The organism is Roseateles sp. SL47 (assembly GCF_026625885.1).
Lineage (GTDB): Bacteria > Pseudomonadota > Gammaproteobacteria > Burkholderiales > Burkholderiaceae_C > Roseateles.
This window is the reverse complement of record NZ_CP113068.1, coordinates 86,478-105,256: the sequence shown is the minus strand read 5'-3', so window position 1 is coordinate 105,256 and position 18,779 is coordinate 86,478. Positions and strand designations below refer to the sequence as shown.

8 protein-coding genes are annotated in these 18,779 nt (G+C 65.7%); 3 read left to right on the top strand and 5 right to left on the bottom strand.

The genetic code is table 11. The features are described from left to right. From OU995_RS00325 to OU995_RS00305, 5 genes are all read right to left on the bottom strand, one after another. The gene (locus tag OU995_RS00325; RefSeq protein ID WP_267833370.1) at positions 1–1,233 is read right to left on the bottom strand and encodes a type II secretion system F family protein; all 1,233 of its coding nucleotides are present in this window, start codon (positions 1,231–1,233) and stop codon (positions 1–3) included. A 151-nt stretch (positions 1,234–1,384) separates the two neighbouring features. Beyond that, the gene (gene pilB / locus OU995_RS00320; RefSeq protein ID WP_267833369.1) at positions 1,385–3,109 is read right to left on the bottom strand and encodes a type IV-A pilus assembly ATPase PilB; all 1,725 of its coding nucleotides are present in this window, start codon (positions 3,107–3,109) and stop codon (positions 1,385–1,387) included. A 225-nt stretch (positions 3,110–3,334) separates the two neighbouring features. Beyond that, on the bottom strand, positions 3,335–4,969 hold the full coding sequence (locus OU995_RS00315; protein ID WP_267833368.1) for an efflux transporter outer membrane subunit: 1,635 nt from the start codon (positions 4,967–4,969) through the stop codon (positions 3,335–3,337). Beyond that, positions 4,966–8,223: an efflux RND transporter permease subunit gene (locus tag OU995_RS00310; RefSeq protein ID WP_267833367.1), complete on the bottom strand. Its 3,258-nt coding sequence runs from the start codon at positions 8,221–8,223 to the stop codon at positions 4,966–4,968. Before OU995_RS00310 ends, OU995_RS00315 begins: the two co-directional genes overlap by 4 nt. Before the next feature lie 10 nt (positions 8,224–8,233). Continuing rightward, positions 8,234–9,613: an efflux RND transporter periplasmic adaptor subunit gene (locus OU995_RS00305; RefSeq protein ID WP_267833366.1), complete on the bottom strand. Its 1,380-nt coding sequence runs from the start codon at positions 9,611–9,613 to the stop codon at positions 8,234–8,236. A 136-nt stretch (positions 9,614–9,749) separates the two neighbouring features. On the opposite strand from OU995_RS00305, the gene OU995_RS00300 reads away from it, so the two are divergent. The 3 genes from OU995_RS00300 (at position 9,750) to OU995_RS00290 (ending at position 18,773) form a co-directional block, all read left to right on the top strand. Then, complete coding sequence (locus OU995_RS00300; protein ID WP_267833365.1) at positions 9,750–11,195, top strand: ATP-binding protein; 1,446 nt, start codon at positions 9,750–9,752, stop codon at positions 11,193–11,195. Then, positions 11,179–11,934, top strand: coding sequence for a response regulator (locus OU995_RS00295; protein WP_267833364.1), 756 nt, complete (start codon positions 11,179–11,181; stop codon positions 11,932–11,934). The genes OU995_RS00300 and OU995_RS00295 overlap by 17 nt, the downstream gene beginning before the upstream one ends. 305 nt (positions 11,935–12,239) lie before the next feature. After that, the gene (locus tag OU995_RS00290) at positions 12,240–18,773 is read left to right on the top strand and encodes a PKD domain-containing protein (RefSeq protein ID WP_267833363.1); all 6,534 of its coding nucleotides are present in this window, start codon (positions 12,240–12,242) and stop codon (positions 18,771–18,773) included. Positions 18,774–18,779 lie beyond the last annotated feature (6 nt).

Genomic DNA, 18,779 nt, shown 5'->3' with positions numbered 1-18,779 from the left:
TCAGACCACCGAGCCAAGCTTGAAGATAGGCAGATACATGGCGACCACGATGCCGCCGATGAGGGTGCCGAGGAACACGATGATGATGGGTTCCATCAGGCTGGACAATGACTTCACCGCGTCATCCACTTCTTCTTCATAGAAGTCGGCCGCCTTGCCCAGCATGTGGTCCAGCGAGCCCGATTCTTCGCCGATGGACGACATCTGCAGCACCATCACCGGGAACAAGCCCGTGGATTGCATGGAGTTGGTCAGTGAAGCGCCGGTGGAGACATCGCGCTGGATTTTCTCGGTGCCCTCCACAAAGACGGCATTGCCCGAGGCGCCGCCCACGGAGTCCAGGGCTTCCACCAGCGGCACACCGGCGGCAAACATCGTTGCCAGCGTACGGGTCCAGCGAGCAATCACCGACTTATAAATGAGGTCGCCAAATACGGGGACCTTCAGCAGCAGCCGGTCCATCACCTTCTGCATGCGCACCGAGCGTTTCCAGCTCTGGAAGAAGAAGTACAGCCCGCCACCAATGGCGCTGAAGATCAGCCACCACCAGTTGACGAAGATTTCCGACAGCCAGATCACAAACAGCGTCGGGGCGGGCAGGTCCGCGCCAAAGCTCTTGAACACATCGCGGAAGGTCGGCACCACAAAGATCATGATGATGGCCGTCACGACAAAGGCGGCCACCAGCACGGCAATGGGATAGGTCAGGGCCGACTTGATCTTCTGCTTCAGGGCGACGGTCTTTTCCTGATAGATCGCGAGTCGGTCCAGCAGGGCTTCCAGAATACCGCCGGACTCCCCGGCTTCCACCAGATTGCAATACAGCGCATCAAAGTGGAGCGGGTGCTTGCGGAAGGCCACCGAGAGGCTGGTACCCGTTTCGACGTCCTGGCGGATTTCGTTGAGCAGCTTGGTCAGGCGCGGGTTGGTGCTGCCGCGGGCCACGATGTCGAAGGCCTGCAGCAGCGGCACGCCGGCACGCATCATGGTGGCGAGCTGGCGGGTGAAGACGGAAATGTCCTTCTGCTTGATGGACCTGCCGCCCCCGGTGCGGCGCTTCTTGACCTTGCTGACCAGGATGCCCTGCCGGCGCAGGGAAGCGCTGACCACGGCTTCGCCACCGGCGCGCATTTCTCCGCGCACCAGTTTGCCGTTGCGATCCTTGCCTTCCCACTCAAAGATATGTTCTTTGATGCCCTGCTTTGCGCGGGAACCCGCGGTGGTCGTCGCCATATCACCTCCAGCCGTCGCGCCAAGCGAACGGCGCTCCCAATCAGTTGTTTAGTTCCTGGTGCTGCTCACCCAGGTTGACAGTGGGCCCATCCATGGCCTCATCAAGGAATCATCTCGGACTCAACAGGATCGCCAGACTGCCGACCTTCGATTATTCATTGGTGGCTGCCAGCACCTCTTCCAGGGTTGTGACACCCACCTTGACCTTGACCAGCCCGGACTGGCGCAGGTCTCGCACACCATCCTTGCGGGCCTGATCGGCAATGTCCATGGCCGTACCCTCGGACAGGATGATCCGCTGAATGGCTTCACTAATGGGCATCACTTGGTAAAGGCCGACCCGGCCCCGATAACCATTGTTGCAATTGGAGCAGCCCACGGCCCGGTAGGGCTTCCAGGAGCCGTCCAGTTCGCTCTCCGCGAAACCCGCCCGCAGCAGGGCTTCCCGTGGGTATTCCGCCGGAACCTTGCAGTTTTCGCACAGGCGCCGCGTCAGACGCTGGGCCGTGATGAGCAGCACACTGGAGGCGATGTTGAACGGGGCCACGCCCATGTTCAGCAGACGCGTCAGCGTGGTCGGGGCGTCGTTGGTGTGCAGCGTGGACATCACCATGTGGCCGGTCTGGGCGGCCTTGATGGCGATGTCGGCGGTTTCCAGGTCCCGGATTTCACCCACCATGATGATGTCCGGATCCTGGCGGAGGAAGGACTTCAGCGCGGCGGAGAAGGTCAACCCGGCCTTGTCGTTCACATTGACCTGGTTGATGCCCGGCAAGTTGATTTCCGCCGGGTCTTCCACGGTGGAGATGTTGGTGCCGGGTTGGTTCAGGATGTTCAGGCAGGTGTAGAGCGACACCGTCTTGCCGGAACCGGTCGGACCGGTGACCAGGATCATGCCGTAGGGACGGTGGATGGCCAGCAGCAACCGATCCTTTTCGATCTTCTCGTAACCCAGCGCCTCGATGCCGAGCTTGGCCGAGGAGGGGTCCAGAATACGGATCACGATCTTCTCGCCGAAGAGCGTGGGCAGGGTGGACACCCGGAAGTCGATGGCCTTGGAGCCGAACTTCAGCTTCATCCGGCCGTCCTGCGGCACCCGGCGCTCGGCAATGTCCATGCGCGAGATCACCTTGATGCGGGAGGCCAGTTTTTCCTTGATGGCAATCGGAGGCTGGGTGATTTCCCGCAGCTCGCCGTCCACCCGGAAGCGGACGCGGTAGTGGTATTCGTAGGGTTCGAAGTGGAGGTCGGAGGCCCGCATGTTGATGGCATCGACCAGCATCTTCTGCAGGAAGCGCACCACCGGTGCGTCTTCGACGTCGCCGATTTCCTGGGCTTCTTCCTGAGGGGTGGAATCTTCTTCGGCGATGTCGAAGTCGAAATCTTCACCCGCAATCGCTTCCAACTGCTCGGCCGTGCTGCCGGATGCCGACGACCCCAGCATCTTGAGCAGCTTGTCATGCTCAACGATGATCCATTCGGGCGTCAGCTGGGTGGCGAACTTGATCCGCTCGACCACTTCCTGATCCGTGGGGTCGGCGCCGCCGATGAACAGCCGGTTGCCCCGACGGGCCAGCACCACCACCTGATGCTGTGTCGCCAGCTTGGCGTCGATGATGTTCTGGGGCAGCTTGTGAGGATCCACCGCATTCAGGTCCAGCAGCGGCATGGCCAGTGCATGGGCCAGCGTGTGCGCCAGCTCGGGGGACGTGACCGTGCCGGACGCCATGACAGCGTTCACGAAGCTGGTTTTTTTCTCCCGCGCCAGGCGGACGAGATCCTCAGCGGCCTTTGGCTGAAGTTTGCCGGCGTGCACAAGCACGCGCGCGACGCCCGACAGGGCGGACTGGGGTGGTTCGGCCAGAGTGGTGTCCATCGCCTCTCACTTTACCGCCTTGTACCCTGGCGCAGTGCGCCCTGGCACAGGGTGTTTCACGGAAGTGGGGAGCTTCGTGCAATTTCGTCCTTTCCCGTCGGGATCGGACCGCTCCGCCATCGACGATCAGTGAACAAATACCTCCGTCTGTGCATTCTGGTCAAGGTAACGATCTGTGAGGATCGTGGCTTGCCCGCATCGTGCCCGGTCCGTGGAGGGGCCAGCCTAGGCGCCGGAGCCCGTGGAAGACGTCCAGCCGCCACCCCCCAGGACCTTGTAAAGGGTGATCCGGTTGGTCTGGTCCAGCAGCCGAAGGGTGACCAGCGTCTGGCGGGCCGAGAAGAGCGAGCGTTGCGCATCCAGAACGGTCAGATAGCTGTCGGCGCCCCGGCGGAAGCGGGCGTCGGCCAGGGTGTAGGCCTGCTGGTAAGCGTCCACCAACGCCTGCTGGGCCTCCAGCCGCTCCGCCAGGCTGGCGCGGACCGCCAGGGCGTCCGCCACCTCGCTGAAGGCGGTCTGCACCGTCTTTTCATAAGTGGCCAGCTGGATCTGCTGGGCCGCCTGGGCGGACGCCAGGCTGGCGCGGCTGCTGCCGCCGTCAAAGATCGGCAGGGAGACGGACGGGATGAAACTCCAGGCGCCGCCCTTGAACAGATCCGACAAGGCGGTGCTGGCGGTGCCGGCGGTCGCGGTCAGGCTGATGGTCGGGAACAGGGCCGCCCGGGCCGCGCCGATGTTGGCATGGGCCGCCTTCAGCAGATGTTCCGCCGCCAGCACGTCCGGACGGCGTTGCAGCACGGTGGAGGGCAGCCCCTGGGGCGGCAGCTGGAGCTGGGCCGCCGGTGTCGGGGTCATGGCGGCCGGCAGCCAGTGCGCCGGCACCGTGGCGCCCACCAGCAAGGTCAGGGCGTTGCGGTCCTGCTGCACCTGGGCGGCACTGCTGGCCACACTGTTGCGGGCCGACTCCACCGTGGTGCGGGCCTGGGCCACTGTCAGGGCAGAAGCCCCACCCAGCTGCTGGCTTTGCAGGGTGCGCTCATACGTCTGCTGTTGGGATTGCAAGGTCTGCTGGGCCAGTTCCCACTGGGCCTGATCGGCCGACAGGGTCAGCCAGGCGGTCGCCACCTCCGCGATCAGGCTGAGCCGGCTGCTGCGCTGGGCCTCTTCCGTGTTGAGGTAGCTTTCCAGCGCCGCATCCTTCAGATCGCGCACGCGGCCAAAAAGATCCAGCTCCCAGGCGGTCACCCCCACTTCCACACCGTACTGGCGGGCCAGGCTGGCCTGGCCGCCATTGGCCTGGGCGGGGGTGCGCTTGACGGTGTCGGAGGCCGAGCCGGTGAGGGTTGGCAGTTGGGCGGCAGCCTGGATGCGATAGGTGGCTCGGGCCTGCTCGATGTTCAGCGCCGCAATCCGCAGGTCGCGGTTGTTGTCGAGCGCCAGGCGGATGACCTCCCTCAGTTGGGGGGCGGTGATCACCGTGGACAGGTCATCGGCCTGGGCGCTGGCGTCAGCGGAACCGGCAGCAGCGGAACCGGCAGCAGCGGGGGAATCGGTTGCGGAAGCAGCGGCGGAAGCGGCGGGTGATGCGCCGGGTGATGCGGCGGGTGATGCGCCTGTGGATGCGCCTGTGGATGCGCCTGGCCTCCTGGCTGACACCACCACACCGGCGGACCCCGCCGACTCTTGCTCCATCGCTGGCGCCTCCGGCCATGCCGCCGGAATCGGCGCCGCCGGGGTGGAATAGGCAGGCGCCAATTGGGCGCAGGCGCTCAAGCCGAGGCTGGCGGTCAGGGCAGCCGCCAGGCTGGCGCTGCGTACCCAGGCGGCCACGGGGGTGAGCCGGAACTTCGGAATGGTCATGCTTGTGTCTCCGTCAGGCGGGGAGCGTCTGGATGGGATGAATCGGCAGCGGGCAGTTGCGAGCGCTTGCGGTCGACCAGGCGGCGGACCACCATGTAGAACACCGGCACGAACAACACCCCGAGCACCGTGGCGCTCAACATGCCGCCCAACACCCCGGTGCCGATGGCGCGCCGGCTGCCGGCTCCCGCGCCGGTGGCAATGGCCAGCGGCAGCACCCCCAGCATGAAGGCCAGCGAGGTCATCAGGATGGGGCGCAACCGCAACCGCACCGCCTGCAGTGCGGCGTCCAGGGCGGAGGCGCCCTGTTCCTGCAACTGCTTGGCAAACTCGACGATCAGGATGGCGTTTTTGGCGGCCAGCCCGACGGTGGTGAGCAGGCCCACCTGGAAATACACGTCGTTCTCCAGCCCCAGCAGCCCGGTCAGTGCCACGGCGCCAATGACGCCCAGCGGCACCACCAGCATCACCGAGAACGGCACCGACCAGCTCTCATACAAGGCGGCCAGGCACAGGAACACAAACAGCACCGACACGGCATACAGCGCCGGCGCCTGGGCGCCGGACAGCCGCTCCTGGTAGGACTGCCCCGCCCATTCGATGCCAATGCCGGCCGGCAATTGCTTCACCAGGGCTTCCACGGCCGCCATGGCGGTGCCGGAACTGACGCCAGCCGCAGCTTCGCCCACGATTTCATAGGAGGAGAAGCCGTTGTAGCGCTCCAGCTTGGGCGCCCCGAAGGTCCACTGGATGGCGGTGAAGGCGGAGAAGGGCACCATCGAGCCGTCGGAATTGCGCACGAACCAGCGCAGGATGCTGTCCGAGCCCATGCGGTAGGGCGCGTCGCCCTGCACATACACCTTCTTGACCCGGCCCTTGTCCAGAAAGTCATTCACATAGCTGCCGCCGAGGGCGGTGGCCAGCGTGGTGTTGATGTCGTCGGTGGCCACACCCAGGGCGCCGGCCTTGGCATCGTCGATGGTGATGCCCAGCTGCGGCGCATCGTCCACACCGCTGATGCGCACCTGCGACAGCGCCGGATCCTTGCGGGCCAGTTGCAGGAAGCGATCCCGGGCTGCGACCAACTGGTCATGGCCCAGGCCGCCCCGGTCCTGCAGCTCAAAGGTGAACCCGGCGCTCGACCCCAGGCCACGTACCGGCGGCGGTTGCATCAGGAACACCTGAGCATCGCGCAGCTTGGCCAGTTCACGATTGCCGCGGCGGGCAATGTCGGCGGCACTCTGGCCGCGGCCCTTGCGCTCGTCCCAGGGCTTGAGCTTGATGAACAAGCGGCCGCTGGCCTGGTCCCCGCCCGTGCCGGTGATGACGGTGTAACCCGCCACGTCGGGTTGCTGGGCCAGCCACTGCTCGGCCGCTTGCAGCGAGGCCATCAGGCGCTCATCGGTGGAACCGGAGGGCAGGCGCACCTCGCCCATCAGCACGCCCTGGTCCTCCGCCGGCAGGAAGGAGGTGGGTAGGCGCTGATACAGCACCACCATGGCAACGACGAGGGCCAGATAGACCACCATCACCCGACCGCTGCGGCGCAACAGACGCCCCACCAGCGACTGGGTGCCGATGCTGCTGCGGTCGAAGCCGCGATTGAAGCCGCGATTGAAGCCGGCAAAGAAGCGAGCGACAAATCCGCTCGGCCGCCGGGCACCCGCTGGTGCCGCCGCCTCCGTCGCGGGTGCTGCGCCTGCCCATGTGTTGCTTCCAGCCTGGGCGTCGCCCGCCGCGTTGCTGCCATGCGCACCCGGCTTGAGCAAGGTGGCGCACAGGGCCGGGGTCAGGCTCATGGCCACGGCCACCGACAGCAACATGGCCGACACCACGGCGATCGAGAACTGTCGGTAGATGACCCCGGTGGAGCCGCCGAAAAACGCCATCGGAATGAACACGGCCGACAGCACCAGCGCAATGCCCACCAGCGCCCCGGTGATCTCGCCCATCGACTGGCGCGTGGCTTCCTTGGCGGACAGGCCCTTCTCCTGCATCACCCGCTCGACGTTTTCCACCACCACGATGGCGTCGTCCACCAGCAGGCCGATGGCCAGCACCATGCCGAACATGGTCAGGCTGTTGATTGAATAACCGAAAGCGGCCAGCACACCGAAGCTGCCCAGCAGCACCACCGGCACGGCAATCGCCGGAATCAGCGTGGCGCGCCAGCTCTGCAGAAACAGCAGCATCACTGCCACCACCAGCACCAGCGCCTCGGCCAGCGTGATCACCACCTCTTCGATGGACACCTTCACAAACGGCGTGGTGTCGTAGGCATTGACCACCTGCAGGTGATAGGGGAAGGACGGCTGCAGCTCCGCCAGCTTGGCATTGACCAGATTGGCCACGCCAATGGCATTGGCGCCGGTGGCCAGTTTCACCCCCATGGCGGCGGCAGGCTGACCTTCATAACGGGAGGCGATGGTGTAGCTTTCACCCCCCAGTTCCACCCGCGCGACATCCGAGAGCTTCACGCGGCTGCCGTCGCTGGCTGTCTTGAGCAGGATGTTCTGGAATTGCTCCACCGTCTGCAGCTTGCTGCGCGCGGTGATGGTGACATTGAGCTGCTGGCCGGTCACTGCCGGCAGGCCAGCCACCTGACCGGCGGATACCTGCGCGTTCTGCGCGGTGATGGCGGTGCTGACATCCGAGGGCATCAGCGCATGGCTGGCCAGCTTGGCCGGGTCCAGCCAGATGCGCATGGCATGGCCGGTGCCCAGCGTCTGCACGTCCCCCACGCCGTCCAGACGGCTGAGCACATCCACCAGGTTGGAGCTGATGTAGTCGCCGATGTCGATGGCGCTGGCGGAACCGTCCGCCGAATACAGCGCCACCACCATCAGGAAGTCGGTGCCCGTCTTGGTCACCGTCACGCCCTGGCTCTGCACGGCCTGCGGCAGTTGCGCTTCGGCCTGCTGCAGCTTGTTTTGCACCTGCATCTGCGCCACGTCGGGATTCGTGCCGGCATTGAAGTTGAGCGTGATGCTGGCGGAACCGGACGACGAGCTGGTGGACTGCATCGACAGCAGTCCATCCAAGCCCTTCATCTGCTGCTCGATCACCTGGGTGACGGAGTCCTCGATGGTCTTGGCCGAGGCGCCGGGATAGGTGGCACTGATCGTGACCTTGGGCGGCGCGATGTCCGGATATTGCTCCAGCGGCAGGGTGGTGATGGCCAGGGCACCGGCCAGCATCACGACGATGGCCAGCACCCAGGCGAAGACCGGTCGGTCGATGAAAAAACGTGCCATAAAAGTCTCCTCAGCGCGCGGCGGACGCGCCGCGAGCGACCACGCCGAGGGAGGCGGCGGTGGCGGTGGCGGTGGCGGCAGCGGTGGATCCAGCGGTGGCACTGGCGGCAGCAGCCGGGGTGGAGGCTGTTGCCGTGTCCACTGCGGCGCCCCTGTCGGCCGGCAGACTGACGCGATGGGCCTGGACCTTGTCACCGTCCCGCACCTTCTGGCCGCCTTCCACAATCACCTGCTCGCCGGCCTGCAGCCCGCTGCTGACCAGCCAGCGGTTGCCCACCACCCGGTCCAGTTGCACCGTGCGCTTGTGCACCTGCTGGGTGGCGTCCACCGTCAGCACCGTGGTGGTGTTGTGGGTGTCGCGAGTCACCGCTTGTTGGGGCACCAGCAGGGCCTGGTCCAGCCGGACCGTCTGCAGGAGGGCCCGCACATACATGCCGGGCAGCAGCAACCCCTCCGGATTTGGCACCACGGCGCGCAGCGTGACAGCCCCGGTGCTGGTGTTGACCGACACCCCCCGCACGCTCAGCTTGCCCGCGCGTGCATAGGTGCTGCCGTCTTCCAGCAGCAGCTGCACCGCCGCCGTATCGTTGTCCGCCTGTTTGAAGCGGCCGGCGGCCAGTTCCCTGCGCAGAGCCAGCCATTCGCTGCTGGACTGGCTGATGTCCACCTGGATGGGATCGATCTGGCGCACGGTGGTGAGCGCGGTGGTCTGTTCGGCCGTGACCAGTGCGCCGGTGGTGACGCTGGACACATCGGCCAGGCCGCTGATCGGCGAAGTGACGATGGTGCGTTGGAGGTTGATGCGAGCCGTGTCCAGCGCGGCCTTGGCGGAGGCCAGGTCGGCTTCGGCCTGCTGCAGGGTGGACTGCGCGTCCTGCTGGTCCTGTTCGCTCACGGCCTGGATCTTCAGCAGTTCCGCCTGGCGCTTGGCGGTGAGCCGGGCGGAGGACGCCGTGGCCTCGGCCTTGGCGACGGCAGCCTTGGCACTGTCGAAGCTGGCCTGATAGGTGGCGGCATCGATCTGATAGAGCGCCTGACCGGTTTTCACCGGTCCGCCTTCGGTGAACTGGCGGGCCTGGATGATGCCGCTGACCTGCGGCCGGATCTCGGCCACGGTGGGCGCGGTGGTGCGGCCGGGCAGCTCGGTGCTCAGCGTCAGCGATTCCGCGCTGACGGTATAGACACCCACCGATGTGGCTGCAGCAGTGGCTCCCACCGGGGCGCCCGTGGTCCCGGCGGACGGCGCCGACCCGGCTTCACCGCACCCAGACAACGTGAAACCCATCATGGCCAGGGCCGCCAGCGACAGGACCAGGCTGGTGGGGGCGGGGCGGCGGGGCGTGGCGGGGCTTGGGCCTGGGGTGGCGGAGCGTGGGAGGGACAAAGGCATGGCAGACGGTCCTGGAATGGGCTTGTTGGCCATGGTCGGGACCAAATGTGCAGGAACTTTGGAGACCGCCGCCCGCCGATGTTTCTGCACGGTGAACCAGGGCGGTCACCGCCACCCGGGGTAGGCTTCGAACCCTATGAAACGCATTGGCATCACGATACGGGTGTTTCTGGCCGTGCTGGCCACAGCCGCCCTGGCGGTGCTGGCCATGGGCTGGGCGACGCACCTGAGCTTCACACGCGGCTTCTTCGGCTACTTGAATGAGCAGCAGATGGCCCGCATGGACGCGTCCGTTCCGCGCTTGCAGCAAGGCTGGCGCGAGCATGGCAGTTGGGACTTCGTCCGCAACCGGCCGGACGTCTGGTTCCGCCTGCTGGGGGCGGAGCAGACACTGATCGATCTGGGCCTGCCCCCGCCACTGGCCGATGAGGACGTGATCGCGTCCGACCTGCTGGGAGCCGGCCGCCGCATGATGCTGCTGGATTCCCAGCGGCTGCGGGTAATCGGCTTCCCGTTTGTGCTGCCGGAAAGCCAGGAACGTCCCATCGTGGTGGAGGGCCAGACGGTCGGCTGGCTGATGATTGCCCCGGTGCAGGCGGCGACCGACGAGGCAGCCCTGCGCTTCCTGGGCGGGCAACTGCAAGCGGTGATGTGGGTCGGGCTGGCGGCACTGGGCGTGGCCGGTCTGGCGGCCTGGTGGGTGGCCAAGGGCCTGCTGGCTCCGGTGCGCCGCGTGGCCGCCGCCACCCACCGGCTGGCGGCGGGCGACTTCGGGGCCCAGGTGCCCGTGCAGGGGCATGACGAAGTGGCGCAGCTGGGGCAGGACTTCAACCAGCTCTCGCAGGCGCTGGCCCGCAATGAACAGATGCGGCGGGCGTTCATGGCGGACATCTCCCATGAGCTGCGCACGCCGCTGTCGGTGTTGCGCGGTGAGCTGGAGGCCGTGGAAGATGGCATCCACCCGATGACACCCGCCCTGCTGAGCCTGCTGCAATCCGAGGTGAAGACCCTGACCCAACTGGTGCAGGACCTGCATGAGCTGGCGCTGGCAGATGCCGGCGCGCTCACCTATCGCAAGCAGGATCTCGACATGGTGGCGCTGGTACGCCAGGAAGCCGAGGCCTTCTCGGCTGCTGCGCAGGACAAGGCGCTGCGCCTGACGATGTCGCTGCCGCACGCCCCATTGATGCTGTCCGCCGATGCGGCCCGGCTCCACCAGCTGCTGCACAACCTGCTGGACAACACCATCCGCTACACCGATGCGGGCGGTGAGCTGCATCTGCGCCTGCGGCGCGAGCAGGACGATGCGGTGCTGGATCTGGAAGACTCCGCCCCCGGGGTGGCGCCCGAGGTGCTTCCGCGTCTCTTTGAACGCTTCTTCCGTGTTGAAGCGTCGCGGGGCCGAGCCAGTGGCGGTAGCGGACTGGGGCTGGCCATCTGCCGCAGCATTGTGGAAGCCCACGGCGGGCAGATCGAGGCGAAGGCGTCCCCTCTGGGGGGCGTCTGGATCGAGCTGCGCCTGCCCCTGACACGCCATCAGCCCCCGGAGCGGGCGGGAGACTTCGATGACAGCCGTTCATGACCTGCCCCTGGTGCTGGTGGTGGAAGATGAGCCCCGCCTGGCCCAACTGGCCCATGACTATCTGGTCCGCGACGGCTTCACGTGCCAGCAGCTTCATGAGGGAACCGAGGTGGTGGACTGGGTGCGTGAGCATCAGCCTGACCTGCTGGTGCTGGACCTGATGCTGCCCGGCCGGGATGGCCTGAGCATCTGCCAGGCGTTGCGCAGCTTCAGCGATGTGCCCATCATCATGGTCACTGCGCGGGTGGAGGAAGTGGACCGCCTGGTCGGCCTGGAGTCCGGCGCGGACGACTATGTCTGCAAGCCCTTCAGTCCCCGTGAACTGGTGGCTCGGGTCAAGGCCATTCTGCGGCGGCAACGGCGCGTGCCTGCGGTGGCGGTGGGCGCAAGTGCTGACCCGGCCACTGACCCTGAACGCAGCCCCGAAGCTGACCCTGACGCCGGCCTGGTGCTGGATGGTGATCGTCACCAGGCCCGCGTGCAAGGTCAGTTGCTGGACCTGACCCCGGCCGAATTCCGTTTGCTGCGGGCCTTGGCGGATGCGCCGGGCCGGGTGTTCTCCCGCGATCAATTGCTGGACAAGCTGCATGACGACCAGCGCGCATTGAGCGACCGAACGATTGACAGCCATGTGAAAAACCTCCGACGCAAACTGGAGTTGGCCTGCCCAGGCCAGGAACCCATTCGTTCCATTTACGGCGTTGGTTATCGGTTTGATGGCATCAGGGAAAACACCTGATTCGCCCATTGGGAGGAATGGACGCGTGTGTCCCTCTAAATGACTGCAGCCGTCGCGCGAATGCGACGAGGCATTGGCGTTTCTCCTCGTGAGGCTGTGCAACGCGGCCTTGAATGAACCGTATCGCTGCCTCTGAAAGGCCGCATACGCTCGCCGTGTCGAGCTGCTTACAAATGACTAAAGAAATTTGGTGAATCGAGGATCAACTGTAAGAATCTTCGCGTTTCTTTACGGTAGCCTTCACCAACAGAAGGTTGGTCATCGCTCGGTGGGAGCGGATGGCAAAGCCAACATGCAGAGGGAGCATGATGAAAAGATCGGGGAGGTTCTCCGTGGCGGCGCTCGTCCGCCCAGTGCGTCATGCTCTGCTGCAGCGGCTTTGCAGCCTTGTCCAATCGCTGGTGCAGGGCGCGCGGCTGCTCTTGCTGGCGCTGCTGATGGCCTGCAGCTCGGCCGCACAGGCCGGCATCAATACCGGGCTGGTCGGGGACGACGTGGTGGCGGGGCCTTTCCCCATCGGCTTCAGCTTCACCTACTACAACCAGCCGGTCACCCAGTTCTATGTCACGACCAACGGACTGATCCAGTTTTCGTCGCCGACCACGGCCTATTCCAACTCCTGCCTGCCGGCCCTGTCCAACACCATCTTTGTGTTCTGGGACGACCTGCGGACCGACGTTTCCGGCCAACCCACCGGCAAGATCCAATACGAGACCCTTGGTGAGGCACCCAATCGCAAGCTGGTGGTGCAATGGACCAATCAATACTTCTACGGCTCCAATCTGCCGATGGGCACCTTCCAGGCGGTGCTCCATGAAGGCAGCAATCAGATCACGCTGCAATACCGCTATCTGCGGGAAACATTGAGCACCGGTGGCAGCGCCACCATCGGCATTCAAGGGCCGTCCAACCAGGCCTCGTCGGTGGGTTGCAATCAGTCCAATGTGATTGCACCGCAACAGGCGATTGCCTTTGTGCCGGATGCCGGTGGTACGACCTATGCGGCCAATGCCGCTGCTCCTTATGAATTCATTGATATCTCCGGCCTGACCCCGGAGCCGCCCCAAGTCCTGCGCCGCTATACCAATGCGGCACCCGAATGGACCTGGGCCAAGGTGCCCGACCTCAACACCTACCAGATCGAGATCCAGAGCGAGGCCGGCGACACGCTGCTCACCCAGACGGTGGGTGATGTCAGCAGCTTCACCTGGCCTGACGGGCTCGTCTCCGGCGCCACTTACCGCGCCCGGGTGCGTGGCAGCGTCAACAGTGGAGGCACCTGGGAGCTGTGGTCGGGCTTGAGCCAGCCGGTGACCATCGATCAGGTGCTGCCCACCGGCCAGCTGCAGCCGCCTGCGCAGACCGGTCCCTCGTCGGTGGAATGGCGCTTCTCGGCCACCGATGCGCTCAGCGGCGTGGATCAGATCCGGCTGCAGATCGCCTCGGACGCGGCTTTCTCCACCGTGCTGCAGGATTCCGCCTTTTCCGCCGGCACCACCAACTACACCTACACCGCGGCCGTGGCCGGCCAGCGGCTCTACGGCCGCATCATCGTGCGGGACGCGGCCGGCAATCTGAGCGAACCCAGCGCCGCGACGGATGTCCTGGTTCTGCCACCGCCGCAGGCCGCTTTTGCCGCGAGTGCGCTGACCGGTGAGGCGCCGCTGACGGTGGTGTTCCAGAACCAGTCGTCCGGGGAGACCACCAGCTATCTGTGGAATTTCGGGGATGGGCGGACCAGCGCCGCGCCGAATCCCAGCATCCGCTACACCCAGCCCGGCACCTATACGGTGGTGCTGCGCGCCACTGGCGTGGGCGGTTTCACCCTGGCCAGCCGCGACATCGTGGTGACGCCGGATGTCACCCAGCCCGTGGTGCAGCCGCCGACGATCAATGGCGCGCCGCTGGCCAGCCCGCTGCTGGTCCAGAAAACCGAGACGCTGCGTTTTGCAGTGTCCGATGCCGGTGGTGTGGCCAGTGTGCGGGCCGAGCTGTCGGCCACCGCGCTGACGCTGCAGAACCTCGGCAGCAACACCTACCAGCTCAGCATCGATCCGCTGCAGTTTGCCAACGGCGACTATGTGCTGTCGCTGGGGGTGACCGACGTCGCCGGGAACACCACCACCTACACCTCGGCGGTCAGGATCGACCTGCCGCCGCCGGTGGCGCCGGTGCTGACCAGCTCGCTGCCCGCCCGGACCAACCAGAGCTCGGTGCGGGTCCGCGGCACCAGCCCGCTCGGCGCGGAGGCCCAGTTCCAGGTGAACGGGGTTGCCCAGGGCGACTGGGTGCCCATCACCAGCCAGGTGTTCGAGGCCGACATCGCGTTGAGCGAAGGCCCGAACCAGATCACTGCGGTGGTCCGCAACAACCGCGGCACCAGCGTGACCAGCCAGGCGCTGGCCATCGTGCTGGACACGTCCAAGCCGGCCGGCCCCAGCGCCTTGACCGCGAGCTCGCAGGCCCAAGGCAAGATCAAGCTGGCCTGGACGTCGTCCAAGGATGCCGCATCGGTGGGCCATCTGGTGTGGCGCGCCACGTTCCCGTTTGATACCCCCTCGCAGGGCAGCCTGTTGACGGCTTCCCCGCTGACGGGCGCCAGCCTGGAAGACCTGCCGCCGGTGGATGGCAGCTACTATTACCGTGTGGCGTCAGTGAATGCGCTGGGCACGTTCAGCGCGCTGTCCAACCTGGTGCAAGCCACGGCGGACAACACCTCGCCGCAGGCGGTCTCCATCACCTACACCTCGCTGGGCAAGGTGGACTTGGCCACCGGACGTTATGGCCAGGGGCGGATCAACCTGGTGCTGACCACCAGTGAGCCGCTGCAGAGCACCCCTTACCTGTCGGTGGTGCCGCAAGGCGGCGTGCCGATTCCGGTGGAACTGGTGAAGGCCGGTGACACCGTCTACAACGGCAACTTCCTGCTGGACGCGAACACACCCTCCGGCGTGGCCAATGTGCTGTTCTCGGCCCGGGATCTGGTGGGCAATCGCGGCACCGATGTACTCAGCGGCGCCACACTGCGGGTGGATACCGAAGGTCCGGCGCTCTCCGGCATCACGCTGAACCCGGCCGCACCGCTCAAGAACGAGGGCGGCGCGCCGGTGCAGGCCACCTTCGTGTTCAGCAAGGCACCGGCTCAGACACCGCAGGTCCGCTATGGGCTGTCCGGCCCGCTGCGTACCCCGGTGAGCGTGGGCACGCTCACGCAGCTCAATGCCACCACCTACACCGCCAGCTTCACGCTGCCGGGTGATGCAGGCCTGGGTGGCTCCGAAATCCTCAGCTTCAATCAGCAGGCCCGTGACGACCTCGACAACGTGTCGTCCAAGGTCTCGGCCTTCAACCGCCACCAGGTCTACCAGGGCAACCTGCCTCCGCTGGACGCGCCCTTCGGTTTCAGCGCCAAGGCGCAGCCGGGTGGCAAGGTGCGCCTGTCCTGGCAGGCCGTGACCGACGCCACCAGCTACCAGATCTATCGTCAGACCCCCGGCACCAGCCTGCAGCCACTGGCACGCAGCGCCGGCATTGAATACATCGACCAGACACCGGCCGACGGCCGCTACAGCTATGCAGTGGCCACCGTGCGTCAGGCCAATGGTCAGGAATCCCTGTCGGCGCAGACGGCCGCCATCGAAGTGCTGGCCAGCGCCACCGCGCCGGGTGCTCCGCAGAACCTGGCGCTGACGCTCACCGGCCAGGGCATCTATGCCGCCTGGCAGCCGCCGCTCAACAGCACGGTCGACTACTACAACCTCTACCGGGCCCATGGCACCAGCATCACCAGCATCGAAGGCCTGACGCCGCTCAAGACCCGCATCAAGACGCCGCAGACCTACGACACCGCCCCCTCGCCGACCCAGGGCGCTTATGTCGTCACGGCAGTGGATGCGGCGGGCAATGAGTCGCCGATCTCCAATTCCGCCTATCTCAATGCCAGCCTCCTGCCCGTGCGGGACGTGCGGGTGGAACAGCTGGGCAGCGAACTGCCCACCATCAGCTGGGCCGCACCCAATGGCAATGTCAGCGGCTATCTGGTCTATGTGGGCCCGGACAGCAGTCGTACCCGCCTCACGCCCAGCCCGATCACCAGCACTCGCCTGACCGATAGCGGCTTCAGCGCCGGGGAGCGTCGCTACACCATCGCCTCGGTGGATGCCAATGGGGTGGAGCTGCCGCGGACGGTGGTGCTGCCCCACCTCAGCAGCCAGATCGTTTCTGGCCTGCCCATCCAGCGGGGGGTGATCAACAAGCTGCAGGTGCAGCTGACCAACGTGTCCGCCTTCAGCGTGACCGGTGTGCGTGCCGTGGTGCGCCTGCCGACCAACCGCGACGCCACGCAGTTCAAGGACCACAAGTCCGCCCCCCTGACGCTGGGCCCCAACCAGACGCAACTGGTGCCGGTGATCGTGGGCGGTTATGCCGACCTACCCGGCGCGCCGTCGGCGGAAGTGGGGGTTGAAGTGACCAATGAGGGCGAGTCGGTGAAGATCGCCCGCAGCCAGACGGTGGATGTCACCGAGGGGTCGCTGGTGGTCGGCATGGCCACCGATGAGTTCACGCGGGGCGGCACGGGCAAGCTCAAGCTGACCATCGAAAACTCCAGCGAGGTGGATGTCGAATTGCTGACGGCCACTGGCAATGGCGCCAATGAGTCCAGCGAATTGCGCTTCAAGCTGCTGGACGCCGACAACAACATTCTCGCCACGCAGTCCTACAAGCAAGTGTTTGGCGCCAATGTGGTCACCCTGCCCAATGGGCTGACGGTCGCGCGTATCCCTGCCGGCAGCGCCTATGTCTCGGACACCTTCAACCTGAATGTCCCGGGCGCCAGCCCGAACAGCATCCGGGTGCGCCTGGAGGTGGACAAGCTGCGCTATCACAGTGGGGAGGAAGACGAGGTCCAGATCACGGGCCGAGGTTCCGAGCGCACCGTGTCTCTGTCCGACACGGCCTATCTGGGTGAGGTCACCCAGGTGGGACCGATCTCCTCCTATGGCGATCAGGACATTCTCATCAGCGGCCGTGCCCTGGATCGCAGCAGCCGGCTGCCGCTGCCCAATGCCCGGCTGAAACTGATCCTGAATCAGCAGGGCTTTGAACGCAGCTTCAATGTGCTGACCGATGGGGCCGGTGAGTTCGTCTACACCTTCAAGCCGACGCTGACCGATGCGGGGCTTTACAAGGTGAGCGCGGTCCATCCGGACATCACCGACCGGCCTGAGCAGAAGGTCTTCACCATCAACCGCGTGACGGTGGGCCCAACGCCTTACAAGCTGGACCTGCCGAGGAACTATGCCTTCACCATCCCGCTGACGGCGCGGGCCGGTGCGGGCACGTCGGCCAGCAATGTCCGGCTGGCGCTGAATGCCGCGTCGCAGCCCACCGGCCAGATTCCGGCGGGCGTGAGGGTGGATCTGCCGGCGCCGGTGTCTCTGACGGAACGCCAGACGCTGAACCTGCCGGTGCAGTTCACCGCCAACAATGAAGCGCAGCCCACCGGCTCGCTGATCTTTGATGTGCTGAGTGACGAGCATGCCAACACGCCGATGGGTCAGGTGCGGGTGGACTTCACCTTGTCCGAAGCCAAGCCGTATCTGGTGAGCACCCCCAGCCTGGTCGAGACCGGCCTGGTGCAGGGCGGCAGCCAACTGGAATCGGTGACGGTGAAGAACAACGGCCTGCAGGACGCGATCAACCTGCAGTTCGTGCTCACCAAGGCGGACGGCAGCCCGGCGCCCGCCTGGGCCAGCATCGGCAGCGCGGCCAATGGCACCCTGGCCATCGGGCAGAGCCGTCCGGTGGACCTGGCCTTCTCGCCCCCCGCCGGCACGCCGGAGGGTGTGTATGAGTTCAAGCTGACCGTGAGTGGCGACAACCTGCCGAGCCAGAGCCTGAATGTCTATGTCAGCCTCACGCAGAGCGGGCAAGGCCATGTGTTGTTCAAGGCGGCGGACATTTACACCGCCACCATCGGCAAGGACGGCAAGCTGATTCCGGGCCTGGCCGGTGCCACCATCACCCTGCAGAACGAGGACGTGGCCACCATCACGCAGGAACTGCTGACGGACAGCTTGGGCGAGGCGATGTTCCAGAACCTGCCTGCGGGCCGCTACAAGTTCCGGGCGCGGGCCAGCAACCACCAGGACATCGGTGGGCGAGTGCTCATCAAGCCCGGCATTACCGCCAACCAGTCGGTGTTCCTGGACTACAACCTGATCACGGTGGAATGGAGCGTGCGTGAAATCACCATCCAGGACCGCTACGAGATCACGCTGAACGCCACCTTCGAAACCGACGTGCCTGCGGCGGTGGTGGTGATGCAGCCTACCAGCATCAACCTGCCCAAGATGGCTGCGGGCGACGTGTATTACGGCGAATTGAGCCTGACCAACTACGGGCTGATCCGCGCCGACCACGTGCAGCAGCGCCTGCCGCAGAGCGATGCCTACTTCCGTTATGAATTCCTGGTGGAAGTGCCCGGCACCCTGGAGGCCAAGCAGCGCGTGGTGATCCCGTACCGCGTGATTGCACTGCAGCCATTGGATGTGGCGGCCAGCAGCGGCACCGCCTCGGGCGGCGGTTGCTACAGCTACAGCAATGTCTTTGCGGTGACTTGCGACTTCCAGTGTGCCAACGGCAGCCAGTCGTCCTGCGGGGCCTCCAGCAGCTGGTTTGCCGTCAGCAGCAGCTCCTGCCCGGGCGGTGGCAGTGGTGGCGGCGGTGGCGGCGGCTGGGGCGGTGGCGGCTTCGGCGGCAGCGGCTCCAGCACCCCCATCAAGCTGAAGGGGAAGAAGTGCGTTTACGTGCCCAAGGGTGGAATGCAATGCGACTGATGGCGG

Bases quoted from the DNA above. Each gene is read 5' to 3' on its own strand.
- pilB (WP_267833369.1), bottom strand. From the start codon at position 3,109: ATGGACACCACTCTGGCCGAACCACCCCAGTCCGCCCTGTCGGGCGTC.
- OU995_RS00305 (WP_267833366.1), bottom strand. From the start codon at position 9,613: ATGCCTTTGTCCCTCCCACGCTCCGCCACCCCAGGCCCAAGCCCCGCC.
- OU995_RS00315 (WP_267833368.1), bottom strand. From the start codon at position 4,969: ATGACCATTCCGAAGTTCCGGCTCACCCCCGTGGCCGCCTGGGTACGC.
- OU995_RS00300 (WP_267833365.1), top strand. From the start codon at position 9,750: ATGAAACGCATTGGCATCACGATACGGGTGTTTCTGGCCGTGCTGGCC.
- OU995_RS00295 (WP_267833364.1), top strand. From the start codon at position 11,179: ATGACAGCCGTTCATGACCTGCCCCTGGTGCTGGTGGTGGAAGATGAG.
- OU995_RS00325 (WP_267833370.1), bottom strand. From the start codon at position 1,233: ATGGCGACGACCACCGCGGGTTCCCGCGCAAAGCAGGGCATCAAAGAA.
- OU995_RS00310 (WP_267833367.1), bottom strand. From the start codon at position 8,223: ATGGCACGTTTTTTCATCGACCGACCGGTCTTCGCCTGGGTGCTGGCC.
- OU995_RS00290 (WP_267833363.1), top strand. From the start codon at position 12,240: ATGATGAAAAGATCGGGGAGGTTCTCCGTGGCGGCGCTCGTCCGCCCA.